Source organism: Mycolicibacterium gilvum (assembly GCF_900454025.1).
Classification (GTDB): domain Bacteria; phylum Actinomycetota; class Actinomycetes; order Mycobacteriales; family Mycobacteriaceae; genus Mycobacterium; species Mycobacterium gilvum.
The window spans coordinates 2,439,530-2,461,525 of the sequence record NZ_UGQM01000001.1 but is presented as its reverse complement, the minus strand read 5'-3'; the positions used below and the strand labels follow the sequence as shown (position 1 = coordinate 2,461,525).

The following is a 21,996-nucleotide window of genomic DNA, read 5'->3' as shown; positions in this document are numbered from 1 at the left end:
CATGCCCGAACCCGAGACCGCCGGCTCCGCGCCGGAAACACCTGAACCGACCGACATCGAGGCCGAACCTCTTCTCACCCCGCGCGACGGGGTGCCGGACGTGTCGTCCAGCCGCATCGAAATCGCCAGGGCGGCAGACCTTCTCGCGTCGGGTACCGGTCCCTTCGCCGTCGATGCCGAACGCGCGTCGGGCTTCCGGTATTCCAATCGCGCGTATCTGGTGCAGATCCGTCGCGTCGGGGCGGGCACGGTGCTCATCGACCCTGTCAGCCACGGCGGCGACCCGATGGAGGTCCTGGCCCCGGTGGCCGCGGTCCTCTCCACCGACGAGTGGGTGCTGCACGCCGCCGACCAGGACCTGCCGTGCCTGGCCGAGATCGGCATGCGCCCCACCGCGCTCTACGACACCGAACTCGCGGGTCGCCTCGCCAACTTCGACCGGGTGAACCTCGCCGCCATGGTGCAGCGTCTGCTCGGCCTGCAGTTGACCAAGGGCCACGGCGCGGCCGACTGGTCCAAGCGGCCGCTGCCCGACGAGTGGCTGAACTACGCCGCCCTCGACGTCGAGGTGCTGACCGATCTGCGCGAGGCGATCGCCGCGATTCTCGATGAGCAGGGCAAGGCCGAATGGGCACGCCAGGAGTTCGAGTACCTGCGCACGTTCGAAGGATCCCCCACCCGACGGGACCGGTGGCGCCGGACCTCGGGTATCCACAAGGTGCGCGACCCCCGGGCATTGGCCGCGGTGCGCGAACTGTGGACCACCCGCGACCAGATCGCGCGGCGCCGCGACATCGCCCCCGGACGGATCCTGCCCGACAGCGCGATCATCAGCGCCGCCACCGCCAACCCCGACACCATCGAAAAGCTCACGGCCCTACCGGTTTTCGGTGGCTCGAAGCAGCGCCGCAGCGCCCAGGTGTGGCTCGACGCGCTCGCGCGCGCCCGCACCAACGACCCACCCGACGCGCAGGAACCGTCCAACGGTCCCCCGCCGGCGTCGCGCTGGTCGCGGCGCAAGCCGGAGGCGGCGGTACGACTGGAGGCCGCCCGCGCCGAATTGACCGCGCTCGCCCAACAGGTGTCGGTACCGGTCGAGAACCTGCTGTCCCCGGAGACCGTGCGGCGGCTGTGCTGGGACTGGCAGCCGCCCGCCGACGGCGACGCCACCGCTGCGGTGGATGCGTTCCTGCGCGAGTCGACGGCCAGACAGTGGCAACGCGAGCTGACCGTGCCGGCGTTGAGCCGGGCGCTGAGTGAGCCCCCGGTCAGCTGAAGGCGCGCGCCAGGAACGCCGTCGAATCCGGCACCGAGGTCAGCACGGTACCGCTGTGATCGGCGTCCGGATACACCTTGAGCGTCACGTCCTGCCCGTTGGCCGACAGCGCGTCGGCGAACCGCAGCGTCAACCCCGGCGGCACATCCCGGTCGCGCATCCCGACGCCGAGGAACACCGGCCGGTCGTAGCCCGACAACGGGATGCCCATGTACGCATCGATCGCGTCGGCCGCGCCGGGAATCGACGTGACGGGCGCAGTGAAGAAGCCCGGCACCGACAGATCGGTGAGCGAACCGGCGAGGTCTGCCGCACACAGTGTTTCGGCCCGGTCGGCGGCCTCACGCCCGGCCGGGGTCAGCACCCGGTCGATGTCGAGATCCGGACGTGCCTCCCGCAGTGCCGCCACGATGTAGGCGGTGTAGGCCGAACCCATCGGACCGAGCTCCGGTGGCACCGTCATGTCGGGGCCGGCCTGCTTGACGATGGATTCGACGTTCGCGGGGGTGCCGGTGGCGACCACCCCGCGGTAGTCCAGACCCGAACCGGCGCTGAACTCGGTGGCCCACCGCGCGGTGGCCACCGCCGCGCCTCCACCCTGGGACTGGCCGACCACCGCCCACTTCGGTGACAGGTCGACGTCGAGATGGTGCGCGGCGAGCACCGAGTCCACCACGCCGCGCGCGGTGGTGACGCTGTTGAGGTAGCTCATCAGGCCCGGGGTGCCCAGTCCGGTGTAGTCGCTGCCGACCACCGCATAGCCCTCATCGAGCCAGTGCGACAGGTAGTCGCCGTCGCGATCGCTGCGCTCACGCGCCGACGGCGTGCAGGCGTCCCCGAGCCCGACGGTGCCGTGCGCCCAGGCCAGGACCGGCCAACCGCCGGGCGGCGCAGGCGTTCTCGGCAGGAAGACCGCCGCGGTGCTGACCGCGGGGCGGTCGTGCTGATCGACGGTCGAGTACAGGATCCGGTAGGCGCTGCCCGCCCCCGGCACCGACAGTGCGGGGTCCAGCGGGACGGCGTCCAGCAGTGCCCCGGGCGCCGGGACGGGTGCGTCGTAGCCGCGGACGTCGAGTCCCGACCACGCGGGCACCACCGCCCCCGCGCCGGGCGCACAACCCATCAGGACCGCGATCGTTGCTACGAGGGCGATTACCGCCCGGCTTGTAGTGAGTCCCAAGATCAGTCGACGGATTCGCTGACCTGGCGGTCGCCGGCCGTCGCGCCGAGAGCGGCCACCCAGCCGGTGATCTGGCGGGCGATGGTGCGCTCGGTCAACCCCACCTCGGCGAGCACCTCACCTCGCGAGGCGTGATTGAAGAAGGCCTGCGGCAACGCGGCGTCGCGGCACGGTACGTCGATCTCGGCGCGACGAAGGGCCGCCGATACGGCCGACCCGACACCGCCGTGCCCGCCGTTGTCCTCGACGGTGACCACGAGCTTGTGCGCGGCGGCGAGGGTGTTGACCGCGGCGGGCACCGGGAGCACCCACCGCGGATCGACCACGGTCACGCCGATCCCCTGATCGCGAAGCCGCTCGGCCACCGCGACCGACATCGCGGCGAACGCGCCGACCGCGATGATGAGAACGTCGTCGGACAGACCGTCCGCGGGCACCGCGAGCACGTCGACGCCGTCGCGGCGTTCGATCGCCGGAATGTCTTCGCCGACATCACCTTTCGGGAACCGCACCGCGGTCGGGCCGTCCTTGACCTCGACGGCCTCGGCGAGTTCCTCGCGCAGGCGGGCGCCGTCGCGCGGGGCGGCCACCCGCATGCCGGGCACGATGCCCAGGATCGACAGATCCCACATGCCGTTATGGCTGGCCCCGTCGGGGCCCGTGATGCCGGAGCGGTCCAGCACCATGGTCACCGGAAGTTTGTGCAGCGCAACGTCCATCAACATCTGGTCGAACGCGCGGTTGAGGAACGTCGAGTAGAGCGCGACCACCGGGTGCATTCCGCCCATGGCCAGGCCGGCGGCCGACGTCATCGCATGCTGCTCGGCGATACCGACGTCGAAGAACCGGTCCGGGAAGCGTTTCCGGAACGCGCTCAGACCGGTCGGACCCGGCATCGCGGCCGTGATCGCCACGATGTCGCGGCGCTTGGCGGCCAACTCGATCAAGGTCTCGGAGAACGCCGCCGTCCAGCCGGGGCCGGGAACCGAAGTGGCCAGGCCGGTTTCGGGGTCGATGACGCCGCAGGCGTGCATCTGCTCGTCGACGTCGTTCTCGGCCGGCGCGTAGCCCATGCCCTTGCGGGTGACGACGTGCACGACGACGGGGGCGTTGAACGCGCGGGCATGCCGCAACGCACCCTCCACCGCCGACTCGTCATGACCGTCGATGGGGCCTACGTACTTGAGGCCGAGATCGGTGAACATCACCTGCGGCGACAGGGCGTCCTTGATGCCGGCCTTGATGCTGTGCATGCACTGGTAGCAGAACTCGCCGATCATCGGTACGCCGCGGACGGCTTTGCGGCCCTCCTCGAGCACCCGCTCATAGCCGGGCTGCAACCGCAGACCCGCGAGGTGCTCGGCGAAGCCACCGATGGTCGGGGCGTAGCTGCGGCCGTTGTCGTTGACCACGATCACGACGGGCCGGCGCGAGGCCGCGATGTTGTTCAGCGCCTCCCAGCACATTCCACCGGTCAGCGCGCCGTCACCGACGACCGCGACGACATGGCGGTTGCGGTGGCCGTTGAGCTCGAAGGCCTTGGCCAGACCGTCGGCGTACGACAGCGCCGAACTGGCGTGGCTGGACTCCACCCAGTCGTGCTCGCTCTCGGAGCGCGACGGATATCCCGACAGCCCGTCCTTCTTGCGGAGGGTGTCGAAATCCCGGCTGCGACCGGTCAGCATCTTGTGGACGTACGCCTGGTGTCCGGTGTCGAACAGGATCGGATCGTGCGGGGAGTCGAAGACGCGGTGCAGCGCAAGCGTCAACTCGACAACGCCGAGGTTGGGTCCCAGATGTCCGCCTGTCGCCGCGACCTTGTGGATCAGGAAGTCGCGGATTTCGCGGGCCAGGTCCTCCATCTGGGCCCTCGACAGGTGCTGTAGATCTGCTGGACCGCGGATCTGTTCAAGCATCCCGTCAGTCTACGCACGGTCCTCAGGTCCGGTCCTGTCGAGTCTGGTACACATCGGGCACTCCGTCGCGGTCTTCGTCGACCGTCTCTTCGCGGTAAATGCGCCGGTAGGCACGGTTTCTGGTGAGCAGGACGACTGCCGCCACACCCGCTGCCAGCAGTGAGCCGAACAACACGCCGATCTTCACAAATTCGTCACGTTCGGACCCCAGCCCGTAGGCCAGATCGCCGATCAGCAGCGACACCGTGAAGCCGATCCCGGCCAGCATCGACATTCCGACCACGTCGACCCAGCGCAGCGACGCGTCGAGGTTGGCCCGTGTCACCGCGGACAAGACCCGGGTGGTGAGCACGATTCCTATCGGCTTGCCCAGGACCAGTCCGAGCACGATGCCCAACGTGATCGGGTCGCTGAGGGCTCGGGTGAAACCGTCGAGGCCGCCGATGCTGACGCCGGCGGCGAAGAACGCGAACACCGGGATCGCGATGCCCGCGGAGACCGGACGCACCCGGTGCTCGAAATACTCGGCCATCCCGACCCGCTGCGACGGCGCGGGACCGCGGCCGCGCGGGGTCGCCTGGCGCCGTACCGGCACCGCGAAGCCGAGCAGCACACCGGCCACCGTCGCGTGCACACCGGATTCGTGCATCAGCACCCACGTGGCCACCGACAGCGGCACCAGCACCCACCACTTCTGCACCCCGCGCTGCACGCAGAGTGCGAACAGCGCCAGCGGGACGGCGGCCAGCGCCAGAGCCAGCCCGTTGATGTCCTCGGTGTAGAACACCGCGATCACGGTGATCGCCAGCAGATCGTCGACCACGGCCAGAGTCAGCAGGAACGTCCGCAGCGCCGACGGTAGATGTGTGCCGATCACGGCGAGCACCGCCACCGCGAACGCGATGTCGGTCGCGGTCGGGATCGCCCAGCCGCGCAGCGCGCCGTCCCCGGTGTTCAGATTCACCAGGACGAAGATCAGTGCGGGAACCACCATGCCGCCGACGGCCGCGGCGATGGGCAGTGCCGCCCGGCTCGGGTCCCGGAGGTCACCGGCGACGAACTCCCGCTTCAACTCCAGCCCGACCACGAGGAAGAAGATCGCGAGCAGCCCGTCTGCCGCCCACGCCCCCAGCGTGAGGTTGAGGTGCAGCCCGAACCACTCGCCGCCGAGCTCGAGGTCGCGCAATGCGAAATAGCCCTCCGCCCACGGAGAATTCGCCCAGATCAGCGCTGCGGCGGCGGCGGCCAACAGGATGACGCCACCGACGGTCTCCTTGCGCAGGATCTCGGTGACCCGCCGGGTCTCCGCCCATGATCCGCGGGAGAACACCGGGCGGCGCGGCGGTGGCAGAGGTGTGGTGGCCAATTCGAGAGTCCCATCATCTGTGGTCGGTTCAACGACGCCGACCAGACTTCCCGGCACACCAAGTACGAACAATGTATGCCATCGGCGCCGCGGGCACCCGTCGGGACGGCCCCGGCGTCACCGGGACAGCACCGCCACGCACTCGACGTGGTGGGTCAGCGGGAACGAGTCGTAGACCTGCAGCTCCTCGACCGCGTAACCGTGTGTGCGATAGAGCCCGACGTCACGCGCGAACGACGCGGCCTCGCAACCGATGTGGATGATCCTGGGCACCCCGGCGCCGGCGAGCAGATCGATGACCTCGCGGCCCGCACCGGTGCGCGGCGGATCGAGCACCGCGACATCAGCCCGCTCGCGCTGCGCGCCCAGCGCGCGCCGCACCGAGTCCGTCACCACCGTGACGTTGCCGAGGTCGCCCAGCGCGGCCCGGGCCGACCGCGATGCCCCGCGGGAGGTGTCCACGGTGAGCACGCTGCCGTCCGGACCGACCCCCGCGGCCAGCGCGGCCGCGAAAACCCCTGCGCCGCCGTAGAGATCCCACGCCGACATCCCCGGCTCCAGCCGCGCCCACCGCGTGACCAGCGCGCTGTAAAGCTCCGGCGCGGCACGGTGCGCCTGCCAGAACGCGGTCGCCGGCACGCGCCAGGACCGTCCCGCGACGCGCTGCACGGTCTCGTAGTCGCCCTCGACGACCGTCGTGCGTACACCCCGGTCGCGTCCAGCGGCCACCACCACATGGCGGTTGCCGTCGTCGTCGAGCACGACGTGCACCGCCGACCCCGGTGCCCACCGCATGTCGGCCAACCCGTCGACCATTCCGGCGGGCAGCTGCGCACAATCCAGGCGGTGCACCAGGTCGCCGCTGTGGTAGCGGTGAAAACCCACCCGTCCGTCGTCCGACGTGTCGAGCCGCACACGGGTCCGCCACCCCGTCGCTCCCCCGTCACCGACCGGCTCGGCCGCCGCCTCGGCTTCGTCGCGCCACTGGAAACCCCCAAGGCGGGCAAGCTGATTGGCGACCACCTCGCCCTTGATCCGGCGCACTGCCGCGGGCTCGGCGAATGCGAGGTCACAACAGCCCGCCCCGTCGGCGCCCGCGATCGGGCACAGCGGGTCGATCCGGTCGGCCGACGACTCGAGGACCTCGACCGCCTCGGCGTTGAGGTACGAGCCACGGTCACCGACCAGACGCGCGCGCACCGTCTCACCCGGCAGCGCGTAGCGGACGAACACCACCCGCCCGTCGTGGCGGGCGATGCAGCTCCCGCCGTTGGCCGGCGCCACCGTCGTCAGGGTCAGTTCCTCGGCACTGTCGTCGGCGCTCATTCGAGGAATCCTCTGCGTGCGTCGCCCGGCGCGGACTGCGGCGCCATCTTCTTGAGACGCTCCGACGATGTCAGCTGCCACGGTACCGAGGTCACCATCACGTTGGGTTCGAACAGCAGCCGGCCCTTCAGTCGCAACGCACTCTGGTTGTGCAACACCTGTTCCCACCAGTGACCGACGACGTACTCGGGGATGAACACGGTCACCACGGTGCGCGGCGAGTCCTTGGTGACCCGCTTGACGTAGTCGAGCACCGGACGGGTGATCTCCCGGTACGGCGAGGCGATCACCTTCAGCGGGACGCTGACGTCGCTGTTCTCCCACTTGTGCACCAGCTCGCGGGTTTCCGCGTCGTCCACGCTGACGGTGATCGCCTCCAGCACGTCGGGCCGGGTGGCTCGCGCGTAGGCCAGCGCACGCAGCGTCGGCATGTGCAGATTCGACACCAGCACGACCGCGTGATTGCGGCTGGGCAGCACGATGTCCTCGGCGTCGGCGGCCCGCGCCTCGAGCTCACGGCTCACCGAGGCATAGTGGCGGTGGATCAGCTTCATGATCCCGAACAGCGCGCCCATCGCCAGGATCGCGATCCACGCCCCGACGACGAACTTGGTCACCACGACGATGATCAGAACGGTTCCGGTGCACAGGAAGCCGACCGTGTTGATCACGCGCGCGCGCACCATCCGCCCGCGGGCGGCGGCGTCGGTCTCGGTCCGCAACAGCCGTGTCCAGTGCCGGACCATGCCGATCTGGCTCAGCGTGAACGACACGAACACGCCCACGATGTAGAGCTGGATGAGCTTGGTCACCTCAGCCTGGAACGCCACCACGAACGCGACGGCGCCGAATGCCAGGAACAGGATGCCGTTCGAGAATGCCAGTCGATCGCCGCGGGTGTGCAGCTGCCTCGGCAGGAAACGGTCCTGGGCCAGAATCGATCCCAGCACGGGGAACCCGTTGAAGGCGGTGTTGGCGGCCAGCACCAGGATCAGCGCGGTGACCAGGGCGATGAAGAACAGGCCGAACGGGAAGCCGTGGAAGACCGTCTCGGCCAGTTGGGCGATCAGGGTCTTCTGGTGATAATCCTCGGGCGCGCCGACCAGCTGTTCTGCGGGCCGTTCGGCGATCTGCACGCCGATCGCGCGGGCGAGCATGATGATGCCCATCAACAGGGTTGTCGCGATCAGCCCGAGCAGCAGCAGGGTGGTGGCGGCGTTGCGGGACTTGGGTTTCCGGAACGCCGGCACCCCGTTGCTGATCGCCTCGACACCGGTCAGCGCGGCACTGCCCGACGAAAATGCCCGCGCCACAAGGAAGATCAACGCGAACCCCAGGACATCGCCGTGCTCGGAGTGCATCTCGAAGTCCGCCGATTCGGCCCGCAACGGCGTTCCGAGCACATAGATCTGCACGAAGCCCCAGATCAGCATCACGCTCATGCCGACGATGAACGCGTAGGTCGGAATCGCGAACGCGGTTCCCGACTCCCGGATTCCGCGCAGATTCAACGCCGCCAGGACCAGGATCGCCGCCACGGCGAACCACACCTTGTGCTGGTTGATGAACGGCACCGCCGAGCCGATGTTGGCCATCGCCGAGGACATCGACACCGCCACGGTCAGCACGTAGTCGACGAGCAGCGCGCTGGCCACCGTGAGCCCGGCGGTGGGGCCGAGGTTGGTGGTGGCGATCTCGTAGTCGCCGCCACCCGACGGGTAGGCGTGTACGTTCTGCCGGTAACTGGCGATCACGATCAGCATCACCGCGGCGACCGCCAGACCGATCCACGGCGCCATCGAATAGGACGCCAGACCGGCCACCGACAGCACGAGGAAGATCTCCTCGGGCGCATACGCCGTGGACGACAGCGCGTCGGAGGCGAAGACCGGCAGCGCTATCCGCTTGGGCAGCAGAGTGTGCGACAGCTTGTCGCTGCGGAACGGCCGGCCCAGTACCAGCCGCCGAGCGGCGGTCGAAAGCTTGGACACGACTGCCAAGAGTAAGCCTGCGGTCCGCCGGGCGCCGCAAAGCGGTAGCGTTTCCGGGTGCACTGGTTTTGCAGCGACCGTGGCCGGGAAAGGACCCTCAGGTGCGTGTAGTGGTGATGGGGTGCGGCCGGGTCGGCGCATCGCTGTCGGACAGCCTGTCCAGGATCGGGCACGACGTCGCGGTGATCGACCGTGACGGCACCGCTTTTCACCGGCTCTCCCCCGACTTCTCGGGCGAGCGGGTGCTCGGTATGGGATTCGACCGCGACGTGCTGGTTCGCGCGGGCATCGAGAATGCGTCGGCGTTCGCGGCGGTGTCCTCCGGTGACAACTCGAACATCATCTCCGCACGGGTGGCCCGCGAGACGTTCGGCGTCCAGCGGGTCGTCGCCCGCATCTACGACGCCAAGCGTGCGGCCGTCTACGAGCGTCTGGGCATCCCCACCGTGGCGACCGTGCCGTGGACCACCGACCGGTTGCTCAACGTGCTCACCCGCGAGACGGAGACCACGAAATGGCGCGACCCGTCGGGCAACGTCGGGGTGATGGAATTGGCGCTGCACGAGGCCTGGGTGGGTCGGCGCATCAGTGAGCTCGAGTCCGCGACGTCGGGTCGGGTGTCGTTCATGATCCGGTTCGGGGCCGGTCTGCTGCCGGAGGCCAAGACGGTCATCCAGGCCGGCGATCAGGTGTATCTGGCGGCGGTCTCCGGGCACATCGCCGAGGCGTTGGCGATCGCGGCGCTGCCGCCGGGCGAAGACGCAGAAGGCTGAGGTGACCGTCCGATGAAAGTCGCCATCGCCGGAGCAGGAGCGGTCGGCCGCTCCATCGCCCGTGAACTCGTCGACGCCCACGAGGTCACCCTGCTGGAGCGCAACGCCGAACACATCGACGTCAACGCGATTCCCGCCGCGCACTGGCGTCTCGGCGACGCGTGCGAGCTGAGCCTGCTGGAGTCGGTGAAACTGCAGGAGTTCGACGTGGTGATCGCCGCGACCGGCGACGACAAGGCCAACGTCGTGCTCAGCCTGCTCTCCAAGACCGAGTTCGCGGTACCGCGGGTGGTCGCGCGGGTCAACGACCCCCGCAACGAATGGCTTTTCGACGAGTCCTGGGGTGTGGACGTGGCGGTGTCCACCCCGCGCATGCTCGCCTCACTGGTCGAGGAGGCGGTCTCGGTCGGCGACCTGGTGCGGCTGATGGAGTTCCGCAAGGGCCAGGCCAACCTCGTCGAGATCACGCTGCCCGACGACACCCCGTGGGGCGGCAAGCCGGTGAAGCGCCTCGAGCTCCCCCGCGATGCGACCCTGGTGACGATCCTGCGCGGGCCGCGGGTCATCGTCCCGGAGCGTGACGAGCCGCTGGAGGGCGGTGACGAGTTGTTGTTCGTCACCGCGGCCGAGGCGGAGGACGAGCTGCGGACGCTGCTGCTCAATCCTCAGCAGCGCTGACCGACCGGGCGTCGGTGTCGGTGTCGCCCAGACCGGCTTCTCGGACGTACCGCTGGGCGCGCCGGATCGCGAGATAGGTCACCAGAGCGGCCACCGCCGTCAGCGGCCATCCCATCGCGATGCGCGCCACCCCGAGCCAACCGGTCTGATCGGCGTCGTAAAGATGGTGCTGCACAACGAATCGTGACGTGAACACCGCGACCCACACCAGCGTCGCGAGGTCGAACGCTAGTACCGCCCGGCGGACCTCCCGCCAGCGCCGGTCATGGGTGTTGACCCACCCCCAGATGTAGCCGACGACCGGCCGGCGGATCACCACCGACAGCGCGAACACCACCGCCCAGAACAGCGACATCCAGATGCCGAGAAGGAAATAGCCTTTCGACGCGCCGACCAGATAGGCGATCAGCGCGCTGATCCCGACGGCGAAGAATCCGGAGATCGCCGGTTGCGCCGTCTCACGCCGGACGAGCCGCCAGATCAGGATCACCGTGGCGACGCCCAACGCGGCCGCGATGGCCGGCAGCAGGCCGAAAGCCGAGGACACGGGAACGAACACCACGACCGGCAGCGACGAATAGATCAGGCCGCTGATGCCGCCCATCTGTTCGAGGACGGCTGCGCCTCGCGCCGGTGGTGTCTGCGTGCCCGGATCGGTGCCGGGGTCGCTCACTTCTGAATCTCGTAGTGGGGGTTGTAGATCGCCTTGGATCCGTTGTCCAGCTTGCCGACCCGCCCGTGCACCTTCAGGGTGCGCCCGGACTCGATGCCGGGGATGCGGCGCTGCCCCAGCCACACCAGCATCACCGAGTCGGTCCCGTCGAACAGTTCGGCTTTGACGCCGCCGGCGCAGCTCTTGCCGTTGCACTCGACGCTGCGCAGGGTGCCGATCATCGTGACTTCCTGCCCGCGCTGACAGTCGATCGCCTTCTGAGCGCCGGTGTTGGCGGCCTCGTTGCTGAGCTCGTCGACGTCGAGCTGCTCCGGATCTTCGGTCAACCGGCGGGTGAGCCGTCGAAGATATCCCTCGGCCGTGGCCATGGCCTCTCCTGACCTTCTACTGAGCCTCTGTGGCTGCATTTGCCAACGCCACGGTAGACCTGTTGGTTCCGAAGTGCTAACTGCGGACGGGGTGTTGCGCGGGTCGCTTCGACCGGCCTTCCCCGACCAGGCACGATCGAAACATGACGATCGATCTCCGCGGCGTCACCGCGGTTCTGCTGCCGGGAACGGGGTCGGACGACGACTTCGCCTACCGGGCCTTCGCCACGGCATTGCACGAGGCCGGCGCCGTCGTGGTGACCCCGCGGCCCGAGCCGCAACGACTGATCGACGGCTACCGCGAGCAGTTCGACAGCGCCTGGCACGCGTGCGAGCCGCAACCGATCGTCGTCGGCGGGGTGTCCATCGGCGCCGCGGTCGCCGTCGAGTGGGCGGTCGCGCATCCGGGGTGTGCGCTCGCGGTGCTCGCCGCGCTGCCGGCCTGGAGCGGTGACCCCGACACGGCGCCCGCCGCGCTGGCCGCGCGGTATTCGGCGGAGCAGCTGCGGCGCGACGGGCTGGGAACCACGACCGCGCAGATGCGCGCCGGCAGCCCGGCCTGGCTGGCCGACGAGCTGACACGGTCCTGGGCGGGTCAGTGGCCGGCACTGCCGGACGCGATGGACGAGGCCGGACGCTACGTCGGACCGACCAGCGCCGCACTCGAGACGTTGACCGCGCCGTTGGGCGTGGTGTCGGCCACAGACGATGCGGTCCATCCACTGGAGGTCGGCGTCGAGTGGGTGTCGGCGGCACCGCGCGCGGCGCTGCGCACGGTGACCCTCGACGACATCGGCGCCGACCCGGGCATCCTCGGCAGGCTCAGCCTGGCCGCGGTGCAGGACGCGCAGTCCCGCAGCTGACGCTCCCTCGACCGTGGGCCTTGTGGACGCAAATTCGCCTATTCGCGTGCACAACCCTCACCGCTCGATCGTCATCCGCCGGTGATGGTCCTCAGCTGTTGCATCGCCGATCCCGGCGCACTGCGCCGCGCGTTCGGCTGCGGAGGCTCCTGCTGTGCGGGCGGCTGCTGCTGCGCGGGCGGCTGCTGCTCGGTGGCCGCCTGCTGTTGCTGCGCGGCGGCCTGCTGCTGGGCGGCGGCCAGCTGTGCCGCCATCGGCTCGGGCAGCGTCACCGGCAGCGGTGTGCGCACCGGCAACGGGGTGTCTCCGCGACGTACCACCGTGTCGGCCAACGCATCCCGCGCCTGCTCGGTGAGCTCTGCGATCCGTTCGAAGGGACCGTTCACCACGCACCGGATCATCCACCGGTAGCCGTCCACCCCGATGAACCGCACCATCGCGGCGCCCTCGCCACCGGAACCGACGACCTCGCGGCCCCACGGCCCGTCCTCGATGCTGACCTTCGGTGCGTCCTTGCGCAGCGAATCCGCCAGCTCCGAGGCGACCTCGCGCCACAGCCCGGCGGACTTCGGCGCCGCGTAGGCCGCGATGGTGAAGCGGCCGTTCGGCGTGACCACCCAGACGGCGCTGGGCGTACCGGCCTCGTTGAGCTCGACCTGCACCTGGCCGGCATCGGGCATCGGGATCAGCACCGAGCCCAGGTCCAGCCGCGCGACCGCGGCCACGGCCGGGTCGTCGAAGTCGTCGATGTCGAACGGGCCTTCCAATTCTTCGTCGTCGGTGTCCACCGACGTCACCTCCTCGGGCGCTTCGGCCCTCTCGCTGCGGTGTCTACCCATAGGTCTACCTGGTGCCACGCGGCCCCCGCCTACAGACTGGCATGCCCACCGGAGGATCCGTAGCCACCGTCGCCCCGGGTCGTGTCGGCGAGCCCCGCCTCGTCGAAGGATGTGACCTCGACGAGCTCGGGCAGCTCGACCCGTTGCACCAGCAGTTGCGCGATGCGGTCTCCGCGCCCGATCGTGATCGGGGTCGACGTGTCGAGGTTGATCAGGCACACCTTGATCTCGCCGCGATACCCCGCGTCGACGGTTCCGGGGGTGTTGACGATCGAAAGTCCCACGCGCGCAGCGAGTCCCGATCGCGGATGGATGAGCCCGACCATGCCGTGCGGAATCGCGACCGCGACGCCGGTCGGAACGAGCGCACGTTCTCCGGGGCCGAGCTCGACATCCTGCGCGCTGTAGAGATCGACTCCCGCGTCGCCGTCGTGCGCCCGGCTGGGCAACGGGAGGTCGGGGTCGAGTCGTACTACCGCCAGAGAGGTGGACACGACGTCAGAGATTACTCTGGGCCTCGTGTCCGACACGCGCGCCACTGCCCGAACAGTCCGCTACCGCGAGCGGCTGTGGGTGCCGTTGTGGTGGTGGCTTCCCGGACTGGGGCTCGCCGCTCTCATCGCACTGGAGGTCGATCAGGGCGTTCGCGCGGTCCCGGACTGGCTGCCGTATGCGGTTCTCCTGCCGGTGGCCGCGGTGGTGCTGATCGGCCTGGGCAGGACCGAGGTGCAGGTGGTCGGCGACGACGGCAACACCGAACTCTGGGTCGGCAACGCGCACCTGCCGGCGTCGGTGGTGACGCGCTCGGCGGTGGTGCCGCGCTCGGCGAAATCGGCGGCCCTGGGTCGCCAGCTCGATCCCGCCGCGTACGTCGTGCACAAGACGTGGGTGGGTCCGCTCGTGCTGCTCGTCCTCGACGACCCGGACGACCCCACCCCGTACTGGTTGATCAGCGCCAGACACCCGGACAAGGTCCTCGCCGCGCTCAACTCGTGAGCGCGGCGCGACCCTGACTCAGGCGGCGCAGTCGGTGCAGATCATCATGCCGTTCTTCTCGCTGGCGAGCCGGCTGCGGTGATGAACCAAAAAGCAGCTCGAGCACGTGAACTCGTCTGCCTGCTTGGGGATCACCCGCACCGACAGTTCCTCGCCTGAGAGATCGGCACCCGGAAGCTCGAAGGATTCCGCGGATTCGGATTCGTCGACGTCGACGACAGCCGACTGCGCTTCGTTGCGCCGCGCCTTCAGTTCCTCGAGTGAGTCCTCGGAAACGTCATCGGTCTCCGTGCGCCTTGGGGCGTCGTAGTCGGTGGCCATACCTGTCCCCTCCATGAAGCAATGCAGCAGTGCTTTGTACCAGCGTCGAACGCATCCGCCAAATGATTCGTGCCCGGATTGACACCGGTTCTATTGTGATTTGCATCACAGTACAATTTTCGCGGTCTGTCGAGCGGGTCGATGCCCAGGTGACAAGGGCTCTAGAGTGCTCAGCGTGGTCGCGCAAATCACCGAGGGTACGGCGTTCGACAAACACGGCCGTCCGTTCCGGCGCCGAAACTTCCTGCCTGGTGCAGTGATGTTCGCGTGCCTGGCCGTCGCCGCGCTGCTGGTGTGGATGATCGCGCTGTCCCGCCCGCCGGAGGTCGTCCAGGCCGCGATCTGCAACCCGCCTCCCCCACCGGCCGAGCCGAACACCCCCGCCGTCGACCTCGGCGAGCAGGTGACCCGCTCGTCGATGCTCGACGTCACGCCGGCCAAACTCGCCGACACCAGGATCCGCGTGCTCAACGCCAGCGGCCAGGGCGGACAGGCCGGCGAGGTCGCCGGCGCACTGCGCGACCTCGGCTTCACCGACCCCGAGGCGGCCAACGACCCCGTCTACGCCTCCGCGCGCCTGCAGTGCCAGGGCCAGATCCGGTTCGGCCCGTCCGGGCGGGCGGCGGCCGCAGCCCTCTGGCTGGTCGCACCGTGCACGGAACTCTTCCAGGACGGGCGCACCGACGACACCGTCGACCTGGCTATCGGCACCGACTTCACCGAACTGGCCCACAGCGACGACATCGACGCGGTGCTCACCAGCCTGATGCCGGACGCCACCCAGCCCGCGGACCCCGACCTGCTGACCAAGGCCCATACCGGGACCTGCTGACCGCGGCTACAGCGCGCCCGAACGTGCCAGCGCCTCGTCCAGAGCCGCGCTGATGCCGGGTGCGGCCGCCACCATCAGACCCGACCCGTCCTCAGTCCGGGGCGGGCGCACCAGCGCACCGGCCTCCGAGGCGATCAGCGCGCCCGCGGCCCAGTCCCACAGATGGACGTCGTCTTCGAAGTACGCGTCGAGGCGCCCGGCGGCCACCGCGCACAGATCCAGCGCACAGGACCCCATCCGCCGCAGATCCCGCACCTCGGGCAGAAGCGTCGCGATGATCCGTCCCTGCTGCTCGCGGTGCGCGCGGTCATAGGAGAACCCCGTGCCGACCAGAGCCATCGACAGGTCGGTCGCGGACGTGACGTGCAGTTCGGTCGCGACTCCGTCGCGGCTGAGCCGGGCGCCGTGCCCGAGCGCGGCGGAATACACCGCCCCGGCGGCGACGTCGGCGACGGCCCCCGCCACCGAGACGCCGTCGCGGCGCACGCCGACCGACACCCCGTACGCCGGAATCCCGTACAGGAAGTTGACCGTGCCGTCGATCGGGTCGAGCACCCAGGTGAGTCGGCCCTCGGCGATGTCGACGGACCCGCCCTCCTCCTCGCCGAGAATCGCGTCGTCGGGGCGAAGCTGCCCGAGCCTGTCCCGCAGCAGGCGCTCGGTCTCGGTGTCGACGATCGTGACCGGGTCGGTCGGGGTGCTCTTGGCCCGCACCGACGGTTGCGCGGTGTCCGGCGCCGCACCTGCCGATCCGTCCCCGAAGACCTCCACCCGGCGGCGGCGGACGAACTGCGCGGCCTCGGCGGCGAGCCGCTCGGCCACCTCCTGGAGCCGGACGGGTGCGTCGGCGGCGTGCATGGTGTTCACACCGTCCATCGCAGCACATCGGCGCCCGTCGGGTCCCATGGGATGCGCGACTGGCACACATCACAATTGGCGAGCCGATAGGGTGACATCGCGTTTGCCGCCCACCTGCGCAGAGGAGCCTGCATGACTGCCGACGCCGAGCCATCGAGCTCCGTGCCCCAGCGCCGCGGTTTCGGCATCGACGTGGGCGGCAGCGGTGTCAAAGGCGGGATCGTCGACCTCGACACCGGTGCGTTGATCGGTGAGCGGTTCAAGCTGCTGACCCCGCAGCCCGCCACGCCCGAGGCCGTCGCCAAGACCATCGCCGACGTCGTCGCCCACTTCGAGTGGAAGGGCCCCCTCGGTGTCACCTACCCCGGCGTCGTCGCCGACGGGATCGTGCGCACGGCCGCCAACGTCGACAAGGCCTGGATCGGCCTGAACGCCAAGGACGTCATCTCCGCCGCCCTCGGCGGCCAGTCGGTGACCGTGCTCAACGACGCCGACGCCGCGGGACTCGCCGAGGAGAAGTTCGGCGCCGGACGCAACAACACCGGCGTGATCGTGTTGCTGACCTTCGGGACGGGAATCGGCTCGGCGGTGATCCACAACGGAGTGCTGCTGCCCAACACCGAGTTCGGACACCTCGAAGTCGGCGGCAAAGAGGCCGAGCACCGCGCCGCCAGCTCGGTGAAGGAACGCAAGGAATGGACCTACGAGCGCTGGACCGTGGAGGTCACGAAAGTGCTGGTGGCCATCGAGAACGCGATCTGGCCCGACCTGTTCATCGCCGGCGGCGGCATCAGCCGCAAGGCCGCCAAGTGGATCCCGCTGCTGAAGAACCGGGTGCCCGTCGTCGCCGCCGAATTGCAGAACACCGCGGGCATCGTCGGCGCCGCGATGGCCGCTGAGTCCGACGTCACGGCCACCGGCAGAGAACACCACTGAGCACGTCCGCTCCTCGGAGGGCCTGCGCCCGAACGGCGCGCCACCGCGCGGAATTTGCCGCTGTGCGCAGCCTCGACCCACTCTGTCGTTACAATGGTCGACGGCGGCCGCCGACCGGATAGAGGCGGAAGTATCCCACCCCGACACCACGCCGTGAGATCGACGCCGACATTCGACATAGCCGACACATTTCGGTGGCGCATGTGTGCGCCCCGACGACCCGCACGACCGAAAGGGTGTACGTGGCAGCGACCAAGGCCAGCGCGGCGACCGACGAGCCGGTGAAGCGCACCGCCGCCAAGGCCCCCGCGAAGAAGGCGCCCGCGAAGAAGGCCACCAAGGCCACCAAGCCCCGCGCTGCGAAGTCCGCCGACGCCCCGGCGACGCGCGGCCGCGCCAAGAAGGCCACCGCCGCCGAGCCGGGTGTCGTCGACGACGAACTCACCGGCACCGAGGTCGACGCCACCGACGACATCGAGCCCGGCGAGGATCTCGTCGACGACGGTGACCTCGAGCTCGACGACATCGAGGTCGAGGACGAGGCCACCGAGGACGACGATTCCGACGACGAGTCCGCCGAGGCCGATCCGGTGGTGGCCACCACCAAGGCCGCCGCGAAGCCGGCCAAGGAGGCCGACGACGATTCGCTCCCCGAGCCGTCGGAGAAGGACAAGGCCTCCGGAGACTTCGTCTGGGACGAAGAGGAGTCCGAAGCGCTGCGTCAGGCCCGCAAGGACGCCGAGCTCACCGCATCGGCCGACTCGGTTCGCGCCTACCTCAAGCAGATCGGCAAGGTCGCGCTCCTCAACGCCGAGGAAGAGGTCGAGCTCGCCAAGCGCATCGAGGCCGGCCTGTACTGCACGCAGCTGATGGCCGAGTTCGCCGAGAAGGGCGAGAAGCTCACCACCGCGCAGCGGCGTGACTACATGTGGATCTGCCGCGACGGCGACCGTGCGAAAAATCATCTGCTGGAAGCGAACCTGCGCCTGGTGGTGTCGCTGGCCAAGCGCTACACCGGCCGCGGCATGGCGTTCCTGGACCTCATCCAGGAGGGCAACCTCGGCCTGATCCGCGCCGTGGAGAAGTTCGACTACACCAAGGGTTACAAGTTCTCGACCTACGCGACGTGGTGGATCCGTCAGGCGATCACCCGCGCGATGGCCGATCAGGCGCGCACCATCCGCATCCCGGTGCACATGGTCGAGGTCATCAACAAGCTCGGCCGCATCCAGCGCGAGCTCCTTCAGGACCTGGGTCGCGAGCCCACCCCCGAAGAGCTGGCCAAGGAAATGGACATCACGCCGGAGAAGGTGCTGGAGATCCAGCAGTACGCGCGTGAGCCGATCTCGCTGGACCAGACCATCGGCGACGAAGGCGACTCACAGCTCGGCGATTTCATCGAGGACTCCGAGGCCGTCGTCGCCGTCGACGCCGTGTCCTTCACGCTGCTGCAGGACCAGCTGCAGTCGGTGCTGGAGACGCTGTCCGAGCGCGAGGCAGGCGTCGTCCGCCTGCGGTTCGGCCTCACCGACGGCCAGCCGCGCACCCTCGACGAGATCGGCCAGGTCTACGGCGTGACGCGCGAGCGCATCCGTCAGATCGAGTCGAAGACGATGTCGAAGTTGCGCCATCCCAGCCGGTCTCAGGTGCTGCGCGACTACCTGGACTAGGAACGTCCAAGAATTGGACAAGGCCGGTCTTCTAGTTTGACCGGCATGACACACACCTCGACCCCACGCGGCTCTGCTGCGCGGTCGGCGCCGAACAGGGTTCCGCCCGTACGCCTCATCCGTGCGGTGGATCGTCTGCGCGCGGGACTGCAGCGGCTGCACCGATCCACCGCCCCCGGCAACGTCGCGCTGATGGAGTTGGCGACCGGGGCGTGGACCACCCAGGTGCTCTATGTGGCCGCCACACTCGGGATCCCGGACGAACTCGCCGACGGACCCGCTCATGCCGCCGACGTCGCCACCCGGGTCGGCGCCGATGCCGGCGCCGTCTACCGCCTGATGCGGGCGATGGTCAGCCGCGGCGCGCTGCGCGAGGAGCGCGACGGCCGGTTCGCCCTCACCCCGGTCGGTGACGCGCTGCGCACCGACTCCGAGGTCTCACTGCGCGACATGGTGCTGTTCATCGGCCACCCGGCCCGATGGGCCGACTGGGGCAGCCTCGAGTACTCGGTGCGTACCGGTCAGCCGGCCGCCGACATGCTGCGCGGCATGCCGTTCTTCGACTACCTCGACACCGATCCGGAGTTCGCGACGGTGTTCAACAACGCGATGACGTCCGCGAGCGGACTGTCCGACGACGTGGCGCTGCAGGCATGCGATTTCACCGGGGCCCGCCTCGTCGTCGACGTCGGCGGCGGGCACGGGGCGGTGCTGGCCACCATCCTGCGCAGCGCCGCCGGCGCCCGAGGGATTCTTTTCGACCTGCCTGCCGTGGTGGCCGGCGCGGCCCCGCTGCTCGCCGACGCCGGGGTGGCGGACCGCTGCACCGTCTCGGGCGGATCCTTCCTGGAATCGGTGCCCGCGGGTGGCGACGTGTACGTGATGAAGAACATCGTTCACGACTGGGACGACACCGACGCCGCGACGATCCTGCGCAATGTGCGCACCGCGATCGCCGAGGGCGGAAAGCTCGTCCTTCTGGAGATGGTCCTGCCCGAACGCGCGTCGTCGTTCATCGGACACATGCTCGACCTGGAGATGCTGTTGATGCTGAGAGGCAAGGAGCGCACCCGCGCGCAGTACTCGGAGTTATTGGAGGGGGCGGGTTTTCAGCTGACCCGCGTCATCCCGACGGTGAGTCCGATCTCGGTGATCGAGGCCCGCGCCGTCTAGCGACGTGTCACCGCTTGCGGTCGCGCACCTTGTAGGTCGACGGCCACGACTCCCGCGTCTCGTCACCGACCAGGGGGACGCCCTTGCTGCCGATCCGGACGTCGTAGGCCTCTTTGCCCGCGCCGGCCTCACGGTTGGCGTGCTCGGTGGCGAGGTAGATCAACTGGTCGATCTCGGCCTCGGCGAACGCGACGAACGTGGTCTTGCGCACGATCTCCTCGGCGGGCGGCACCATCCGGTCGGGCAGGATCCGCGTCAGCAGGGCCGCGACACCGAGCAGCGCGAACGGCACCACCCAGTAGAAGATGAACGACAGCGGGGTCTGTGTGTCGAGGATCGTGGCATCCCCCTGCACCATCGGCGGGATGGCCGAGGAAACCGTCATGCCGGCGAACGCCGCGATCCAGATCCACGTCAGCACGGAGGTGATCCGCGCGAACGGTTCGCTCTCGACGACCTCCTTGGGTTGACCGACCACGGCGAACTCCCGGACGAACGGCCGGCCGGCGAGCACGCCGACCAGCGCCGCGACGAGGATCCCGGCGTTGCTCAGCGGCTGGAGCCACTGCTCCAGGAAGGACCCGCTGACGGTGAAGGTCAGGACGGTCAGGACAGCGAACGTCGCCACCGCGCCGATCTCCAGCACCCGACCCGGGGAACCCGACACCCGCGCGACGACGAACGACGCAACCGCAACGGCCAGCGCGACCAGCACGGCAGTGTGGAACGGGACGTTTCCGACCAGGACCCAGTACACGAGCCACGGCGCCAAGCCAAAGATGATGCCCACGGCACGTCAGTGTATTGAGTCTCATCCGGCCATCGAAAGCGGCCTATGCCGCATATGAGAATGTCGCTCTTACGACCGGGACGTACTCTTCGGCCCGTGGCTGAACGCATCAACGTCTCCTCGGGTTCGGAATTCGAAGCCGCAGTCGGTTACTCGCGCGCGGTAAGGGTCGGCGCCCACGTGTTCGTCGCCGGGACCACCGGGCGTGGGGACAGCGCGTCCGCCCAGGCCCGGGACGCGCTCGTGCGCATCGCGGCCGCCCTGGGCGACGTGGGCGCATCGCTGACCGACGTCGTGCGCACCCGGATGTTCGTCACCGACATCACGGCATGGCGCGAGATCGGGTCCGTTCACGACGAGGTGTTCGGCGCCGTCCGGCCGACCGCCACGATGGTCGAGGTCTCGGCACTGATCTCGCCCGAACTCGTCGTCGAGATCGAGGTCGACGCGATCGTCCCCTGATCACTCCGTCAGCACCGGGTAGCGGCCGTCGGGACCGGGACGGTAGGTCGTGACACTGGTCACAGCCGCCACCGGCAGCGGCCCGTACAGATGCGGGAACCGCATGCCGTCGGGATCAGACGGAAGCCCCGGTTCCCATCGCAGCGGAGAGGTCAGGCGTGCGGCATCGATGCGCAGCAACAGCAGGTCGGTCCGGTCGGCGTAGAGCCGGTCGGCCGGCAGATGCACCTGCGCCGGGCTCGACAGATGGACGAAACCAACGGATTTCAGCGAGTCCGGTTCGTGGGTTCCGCTGCGCCGGGCCCTTTCCCACTCGTCCGCGCCGCAGAGGTGGACGAGGACGTCAGGTTTCGAAGTGGTCTCCAGTGGAGATTCCATCCCAGCACTCCTTTCCACCCGCACTGCCCGTGAGACACGACACACCTGTAAACCCCCGGGGAACAAGGCCGGAACCCCAAGCGTCTGACACAGTAGATGTACACCGCTCCCACCCTTTGGAGGTGCCATGACCGCAACGCTCACCAGCCCGGGATTGACCAAGGCTGACCGCTGCGACCGTTGTGGAGCCGCGGCCCGGGTACGGGCCACGCTTCCCTCGGGTGCCGAGCTTCTCTTCTGCCAGCATCACGCCAACGAGCACGAGGCGAAGCTCGTCGAACTCGCCGCCGTGATCGAAGTGAGCCCGCTGGAGCCGTAGGGCAACCTATCG

Annotated in this window: 24 protein-coding genes; 11 read left to right on the top strand and 13 right to left on the bottom strand. The window is 69.1% G+C overall.

The genetic code is table 11. The features are described from left to right. The first annotated feature begins 1 nt into the window (after window position 1). On the top strand, window positions 2–1,276 hold the full coding sequence (locus tag DYE23_RS11690; RefSeq protein ID WP_115327259.1) for an HRDC domain-containing protein: 1,275 nt from the start codon (window positions 2–4) through the stop codon (window positions 1,274–1,276). On the opposite strand, the gene DYE23_RS11685 is transcribed toward DYE23_RS11690, so the two are convergent. The 5 genes from DYE23_RS11685 to DYE23_RS11665 form a co-directional block, all read right to left on the bottom strand. Further along, the gene (locus DYE23_RS11685) at window positions 1,269–2,399 is read right to left on the bottom strand and encodes an alpha/beta hydrolase family protein (RefSeq protein WP_115327258.1); all 1,131 of its coding nucleotides are present in this window, start codon (window positions 2,397–2,399) and stop codon (window positions 1,269–1,271) included. The genes DYE23_RS11690 and DYE23_RS11685 overlap by 8 nt on opposite strands. Before the next feature lie 59 nt (window positions 2,400–2,458). Then, entirely contained in the window at window positions 2,459–4,372 is a 1,914-nt protein-coding gene (dxs, locus tag DYE23_RS11680; RefSeq protein WP_115327257.1) for a 1-deoxy-D-xylulose-5-phosphate synthase, read from the bottom strand. A 22-nt stretch (window positions 4,373–4,394) separates the two neighbouring features. Further along, window positions 4,395–5,738 (bottom strand): Na+/H+ antiporter NhaA, encoded by a 1,344-nt coding sequence (gene nhaA, locus DYE23_RS11675; protein WP_099962682.1) that lies wholly within the window; start codon window positions 5,736–5,738, stop codon window positions 4,395–4,397. Window positions 5,739–5,855: 117 nt separating this feature from the next. Then, window positions 5,856–7,064, bottom strand: coding sequence for a class I SAM-dependent RNA methyltransferase (locus DYE23_RS11670; protein WP_115327256.1), 1,209 nt, complete (start codon window positions 7,062–7,064; stop codon window positions 5,856–5,858). Next, window positions 7,061–9,055, bottom strand: coding sequence for an APC family permease (locus DYE23_RS11665; protein WP_011894777.1), 1,995 nt, complete (start codon window positions 9,053–9,055; stop codon window positions 7,061–7,063). Before DYE23_RS11665 ends, DYE23_RS11670 begins: the two co-directional genes overlap by 4 nt. Window positions 9,056–9,156: 101 nt before the next feature. On the opposite strand from DYE23_RS11665, the gene DYE23_RS11660 reads away from it, so the two are divergent. Beyond that, a complete protein-coding gene (locus DYE23_RS11660) occupies window positions 9,157–9,828 on the top strand; it encodes a potassium channel family protein (RefSeq protein WP_013471987.1) in 672 nt (223 codons plus the stop codon). Between the two features lie 12 nt (window positions 9,829–9,840). Then, window positions 9,841–10,506 (top strand): potassium channel family protein, encoded by a 666-nt coding sequence (locus DYE23_RS11655; protein WP_011894779.1) that lies wholly within the window; start codon window positions 9,841–9,843, stop codon window positions 10,504–10,506. On the opposite strand, the gene DYE23_RS11650 is transcribed toward DYE23_RS11655, so the two are convergent. Together DYE23_RS11650 and DYE23_RS11645 are read right to left on the bottom strand one after the other, a co-directional pair. Further along, window positions 10,487–11,179, bottom strand: a complete 693-nt coding sequence (locus DYE23_RS11650) for a DUF3159 domain-containing protein (protein ID WP_115327255.1) — start codon at window positions 11,177–11,179, stop codon at window positions 10,487–10,489. The genes DYE23_RS11655 and DYE23_RS11650 overlap by 20 nt on opposite strands. Continuing rightward, on the bottom strand, window positions 11,176–11,547 hold the full coding sequence (locus DYE23_RS11645; RefSeq protein ID WP_013471989.1) for an OB-fold nucleic acid binding domain-containing protein: 372 nt from the start codon (window positions 11,545–11,547) through the stop codon (window positions 11,176–11,178). The genes DYE23_RS11650 and DYE23_RS11645 overlap by 4 nt, the downstream gene beginning before the upstream one ends. Before the next feature lie 143 nt (window positions 11,548–11,690). Here DYE23_RS11645 and DYE23_RS11640 point away from each other — a divergent pair, with 143 nt between their 5' ends. After that, window positions 11,691–12,410 (top strand): alpha/beta fold hydrolase, encoded by a 720-nt coding sequence (locus DYE23_RS11640; protein WP_115327254.1) that lies wholly within the window; start codon window positions 11,691–11,693, stop codon window positions 12,408–12,410. Between the two features lie 71 nt (window positions 12,411–12,481). Here the strand turns inward: DYE23_RS11640 and DYE23_RS11635 are convergent, their stop codons facing one another. Both DYE23_RS11635 and dut read right to left on the bottom strand, forming a co-directional pair. Next, window positions 12,482–13,249, bottom strand: coding sequence for a DUF3710 domain-containing protein (locus DYE23_RS11635; protein WP_013471990.1), 768 nt, complete (start codon window positions 13,247–13,249; stop codon window positions 12,482–12,484). A 29-nt stretch (window positions 13,250–13,278) separates the two neighbouring features. Continuing rightward, window positions 13,279–13,743: a dUTP diphosphatase gene (gene dut, locus DYE23_RS11630; RefSeq protein ID WP_011894784.1), complete on the bottom strand. Its 465-nt coding sequence runs from the start codon at window positions 13,741–13,743 to the stop codon at window positions 13,279–13,281. A 25-nt stretch (window positions 13,744–13,768) separates the two neighbouring features. Between dut and DYE23_RS11625 the strand changes: the two genes are divergently transcribed. After that, window positions 13,769–14,245: a DUF3093 domain-containing protein gene (locus tag DYE23_RS11625; RefSeq protein ID WP_013471991.1), complete on the top strand. Its 477-nt coding sequence runs from the start codon at window positions 13,769–13,771 to the stop codon at window positions 14,243–14,245. An 18-nt stretch (window positions 14,246–14,263) separates the two neighbouring features. Here DYE23_RS11625 and DYE23_RS11620 read toward each other — a convergent pair whose 3' ends face one another. Continuing rightward, window positions 14,264–14,566: a DUF4193 domain-containing protein gene (locus tag DYE23_RS11620; protein ID WP_011894786.1), complete on the bottom strand. Its 303-nt coding sequence runs from the start codon at window positions 14,564–14,566 to the stop codon at window positions 14,264–14,266. A 175-nt stretch (window positions 14,567–14,741) separates the two neighbouring features. On the opposite strand from DYE23_RS11620, the gene cei reads away from it, so the two are divergent. Continuing rightward, window positions 14,742–15,398 (top strand): envelope integrity protein Cei, encoded by a 657-nt coding sequence (cei, locus tag DYE23_RS11615; RefSeq protein ID WP_041788644.1) that lies wholly within the window; start codon window positions 14,742–14,744, stop codon window positions 15,396–15,398. Between the two features lie 6 nt (window positions 15,399–15,404). Here the strand turns inward: cei and DYE23_RS11610 are convergent, their stop codons facing one another. Then, complete coding sequence (locus tag DYE23_RS11610) at window positions 15,405–16,274, bottom strand: inositol monophosphatase family protein (protein WP_115327253.1); 870 nt, start codon at window positions 16,272–16,274, stop codon at window positions 15,405–15,407. Window positions 16,275–16,388: 114 nt separating this feature from the next. On the opposite strand from DYE23_RS11610, the gene ppgK reads away from it, so the two are divergent. The 3 genes from ppgK to DYE23_RS11595 all read left to right on the top strand — a co-directional run bounded on the left by ppgK (window position 16,389) and on the right by DYE23_RS11595 (window position 20,035). Next, window positions 16,389–17,192 carry a polyphosphate--glucose phosphotransferase gene (gene ppgK, locus DYE23_RS11605; protein ID WP_115327252.1) on the top strand — a complete coding sequence of 268 codons (804 nt, stop codon included), beginning with the start codon at window positions 16,389–16,391 and terminating at the stop codon, window positions 17,190–17,192. A 242-nt stretch (window positions 17,193–17,434) separates the two neighbouring features. Next, window positions 17,435–18,862 carry an RNA polymerase sigma factor gene (locus DYE23_RS11600; protein WP_235660377.1) on the top strand — a complete coding sequence of 476 codons (1,428 nt, stop codon included), beginning with the start codon at window positions 17,435–17,437 and terminating at the stop codon, window positions 18,860–18,862. A 45-nt stretch (window positions 18,863–18,907) separates the two neighbouring features. Beyond that, window positions 18,908–20,035, top strand: coding sequence for a methyltransferase (locus DYE23_RS11595; protein ID WP_115327251.1), 1,128 nt, complete (start codon window positions 18,908–18,910; stop codon window positions 20,033–20,035). A gap of 7 nt (window positions 20,036–20,042) precedes the next feature. Here DYE23_RS11595 and DYE23_RS11590 read toward each other — a convergent pair whose 3' ends face one another. Further along, window positions 20,043–20,825 (bottom strand): hypothetical protein, encoded by a 783-nt coding sequence (locus DYE23_RS11590; protein WP_011894792.1) that lies wholly within the window; start codon window positions 20,823–20,825, stop codon window positions 20,043–20,045. Window positions 20,826–20,921: 96 nt separating this feature from the next. On the opposite strand from DYE23_RS11590, the gene DYE23_RS11585 reads away from it, so the two are divergent. Next, the gene (locus DYE23_RS11585) at window positions 20,922–21,287 is read left to right on the top strand and encodes a RidA family protein (protein ID WP_435404786.1); all 366 of its coding nucleotides are present in this window, start codon (window positions 20,922–20,924) and stop codon (window positions 21,285–21,287) included. Here the strand turns inward: DYE23_RS11585 and DYE23_RS11580 are convergent, their stop codons facing one another. Beyond that, a complete protein-coding gene (locus DYE23_RS11580; protein ID WP_013471996.1) occupies window positions 21,288–21,665 on the bottom strand; it encodes a DUF952 domain-containing protein in 378 nt (125 codons plus the stop codon). A gap of 127 nt (window positions 21,666–21,792) precedes the next feature. Here DYE23_RS11580 and DYE23_RS11575 point away from each other — a divergent pair, with 127 nt between their 5' ends. Next, window positions 21,793–21,984 carry a DUF7455 domain-containing protein gene (locus DYE23_RS11575; protein ID WP_011894795.1) on the top strand — a complete coding sequence of 64 codons (192 nt, stop codon included), beginning with the start codon at window positions 21,793–21,795 and terminating at the stop codon, window positions 21,982–21,984. Window positions 21,985–21,996 lie beyond the last annotated feature (12 nt).

Coding starts and splice junctions, on each gene's coding strand:
- DYE23_RS11620 (WP_011894786.1), bottom strand. CDS start 14,566: ATGGCCACCGACTACGACGCCCCAAGGCGCACGGAGACCGATGACGTT.
- ppgK (WP_115327252.1), top strand. CDS start 16,389: ATGACTGCCGACGCCGAGCCATCGAGCTCCGTGCCCCAGCGCCGCGGT.
- DYE23_RS11670 (WP_115327256.1), bottom strand. CDS start 7,064: ATGAGCGCCGACGACAGTGCCGAGGAACTGACCCTGACGACGGTGGCG.
- DYE23_RS11580 (WP_013471996.1), bottom strand. CDS start 21,665: ATGGAATCTCCACTGGAGACCACTTCGAAACCTGACGTCCTCGTCCAC.
- dxs (WP_115327257.1), bottom strand. CDS start 4,372: ATGCTTGAACAGATCCGCGGTCCAGCAGATCTACAGCACCTGTCGAGG.
- DYE23_RS11575 (WP_011894795.1), top strand. CDS start 21,793: ATGACCGCAACGCTCACCAGCCCGGGATTGACCAAGGCTGACCGCTGC.
- DYE23_RS11610 (WP_115327253.1), bottom strand. CDS start 16,274: ATGGACGGTGTGAACACCATGCACGCCGCCGACGCACCCGTCCGGCTC.
- DYE23_RS11640 (WP_115327254.1), top strand. CDS start 11,691: ATGACGATCGATCTCCGCGGCGTCACCGCGGTTCTGCTGCCGGGAACG.
- DYE23_RS11595 (WP_115327251.1), top strand. CDS start 18,908: ATGACACACACCTCGACCCCACGCGGCTCTGCTGCGCGGTCGGCGCCG.
- DYE23_RS11645 (WP_013471989.1), bottom strand. CDS start 11,547: ATGGCCACGGCCGAGGGATATCTTCGACGGCTCACCCGCCGGTTGACC.
- DYE23_RS11685 (WP_115327258.1), bottom strand. CDS start 2,399: ATGGGTTGTGCGCCCGGCGCGGGGGCGGTGGTGCCCGCGTGGTCGGGA.
- DYE23_RS11635 (WP_013471990.1), bottom strand. CDS start 13,249: ATGGGTAGACACCGCAGCGAGAGGGCCGAAGCGCCCGAGGAGGTGACG.
- DYE23_RS11655 (WP_011894779.1), top strand. CDS start 9,841: ATGAAAGTCGCCATCGCCGGAGCAGGAGCGGTCGGCCGCTCCATCGCC.
- DYE23_RS11690 (WP_115327259.1), top strand. CDS start 2: ATGCCCGAACCCGAGACCGCCGGCTCCGCGCCGGAAACACCTGAACCG.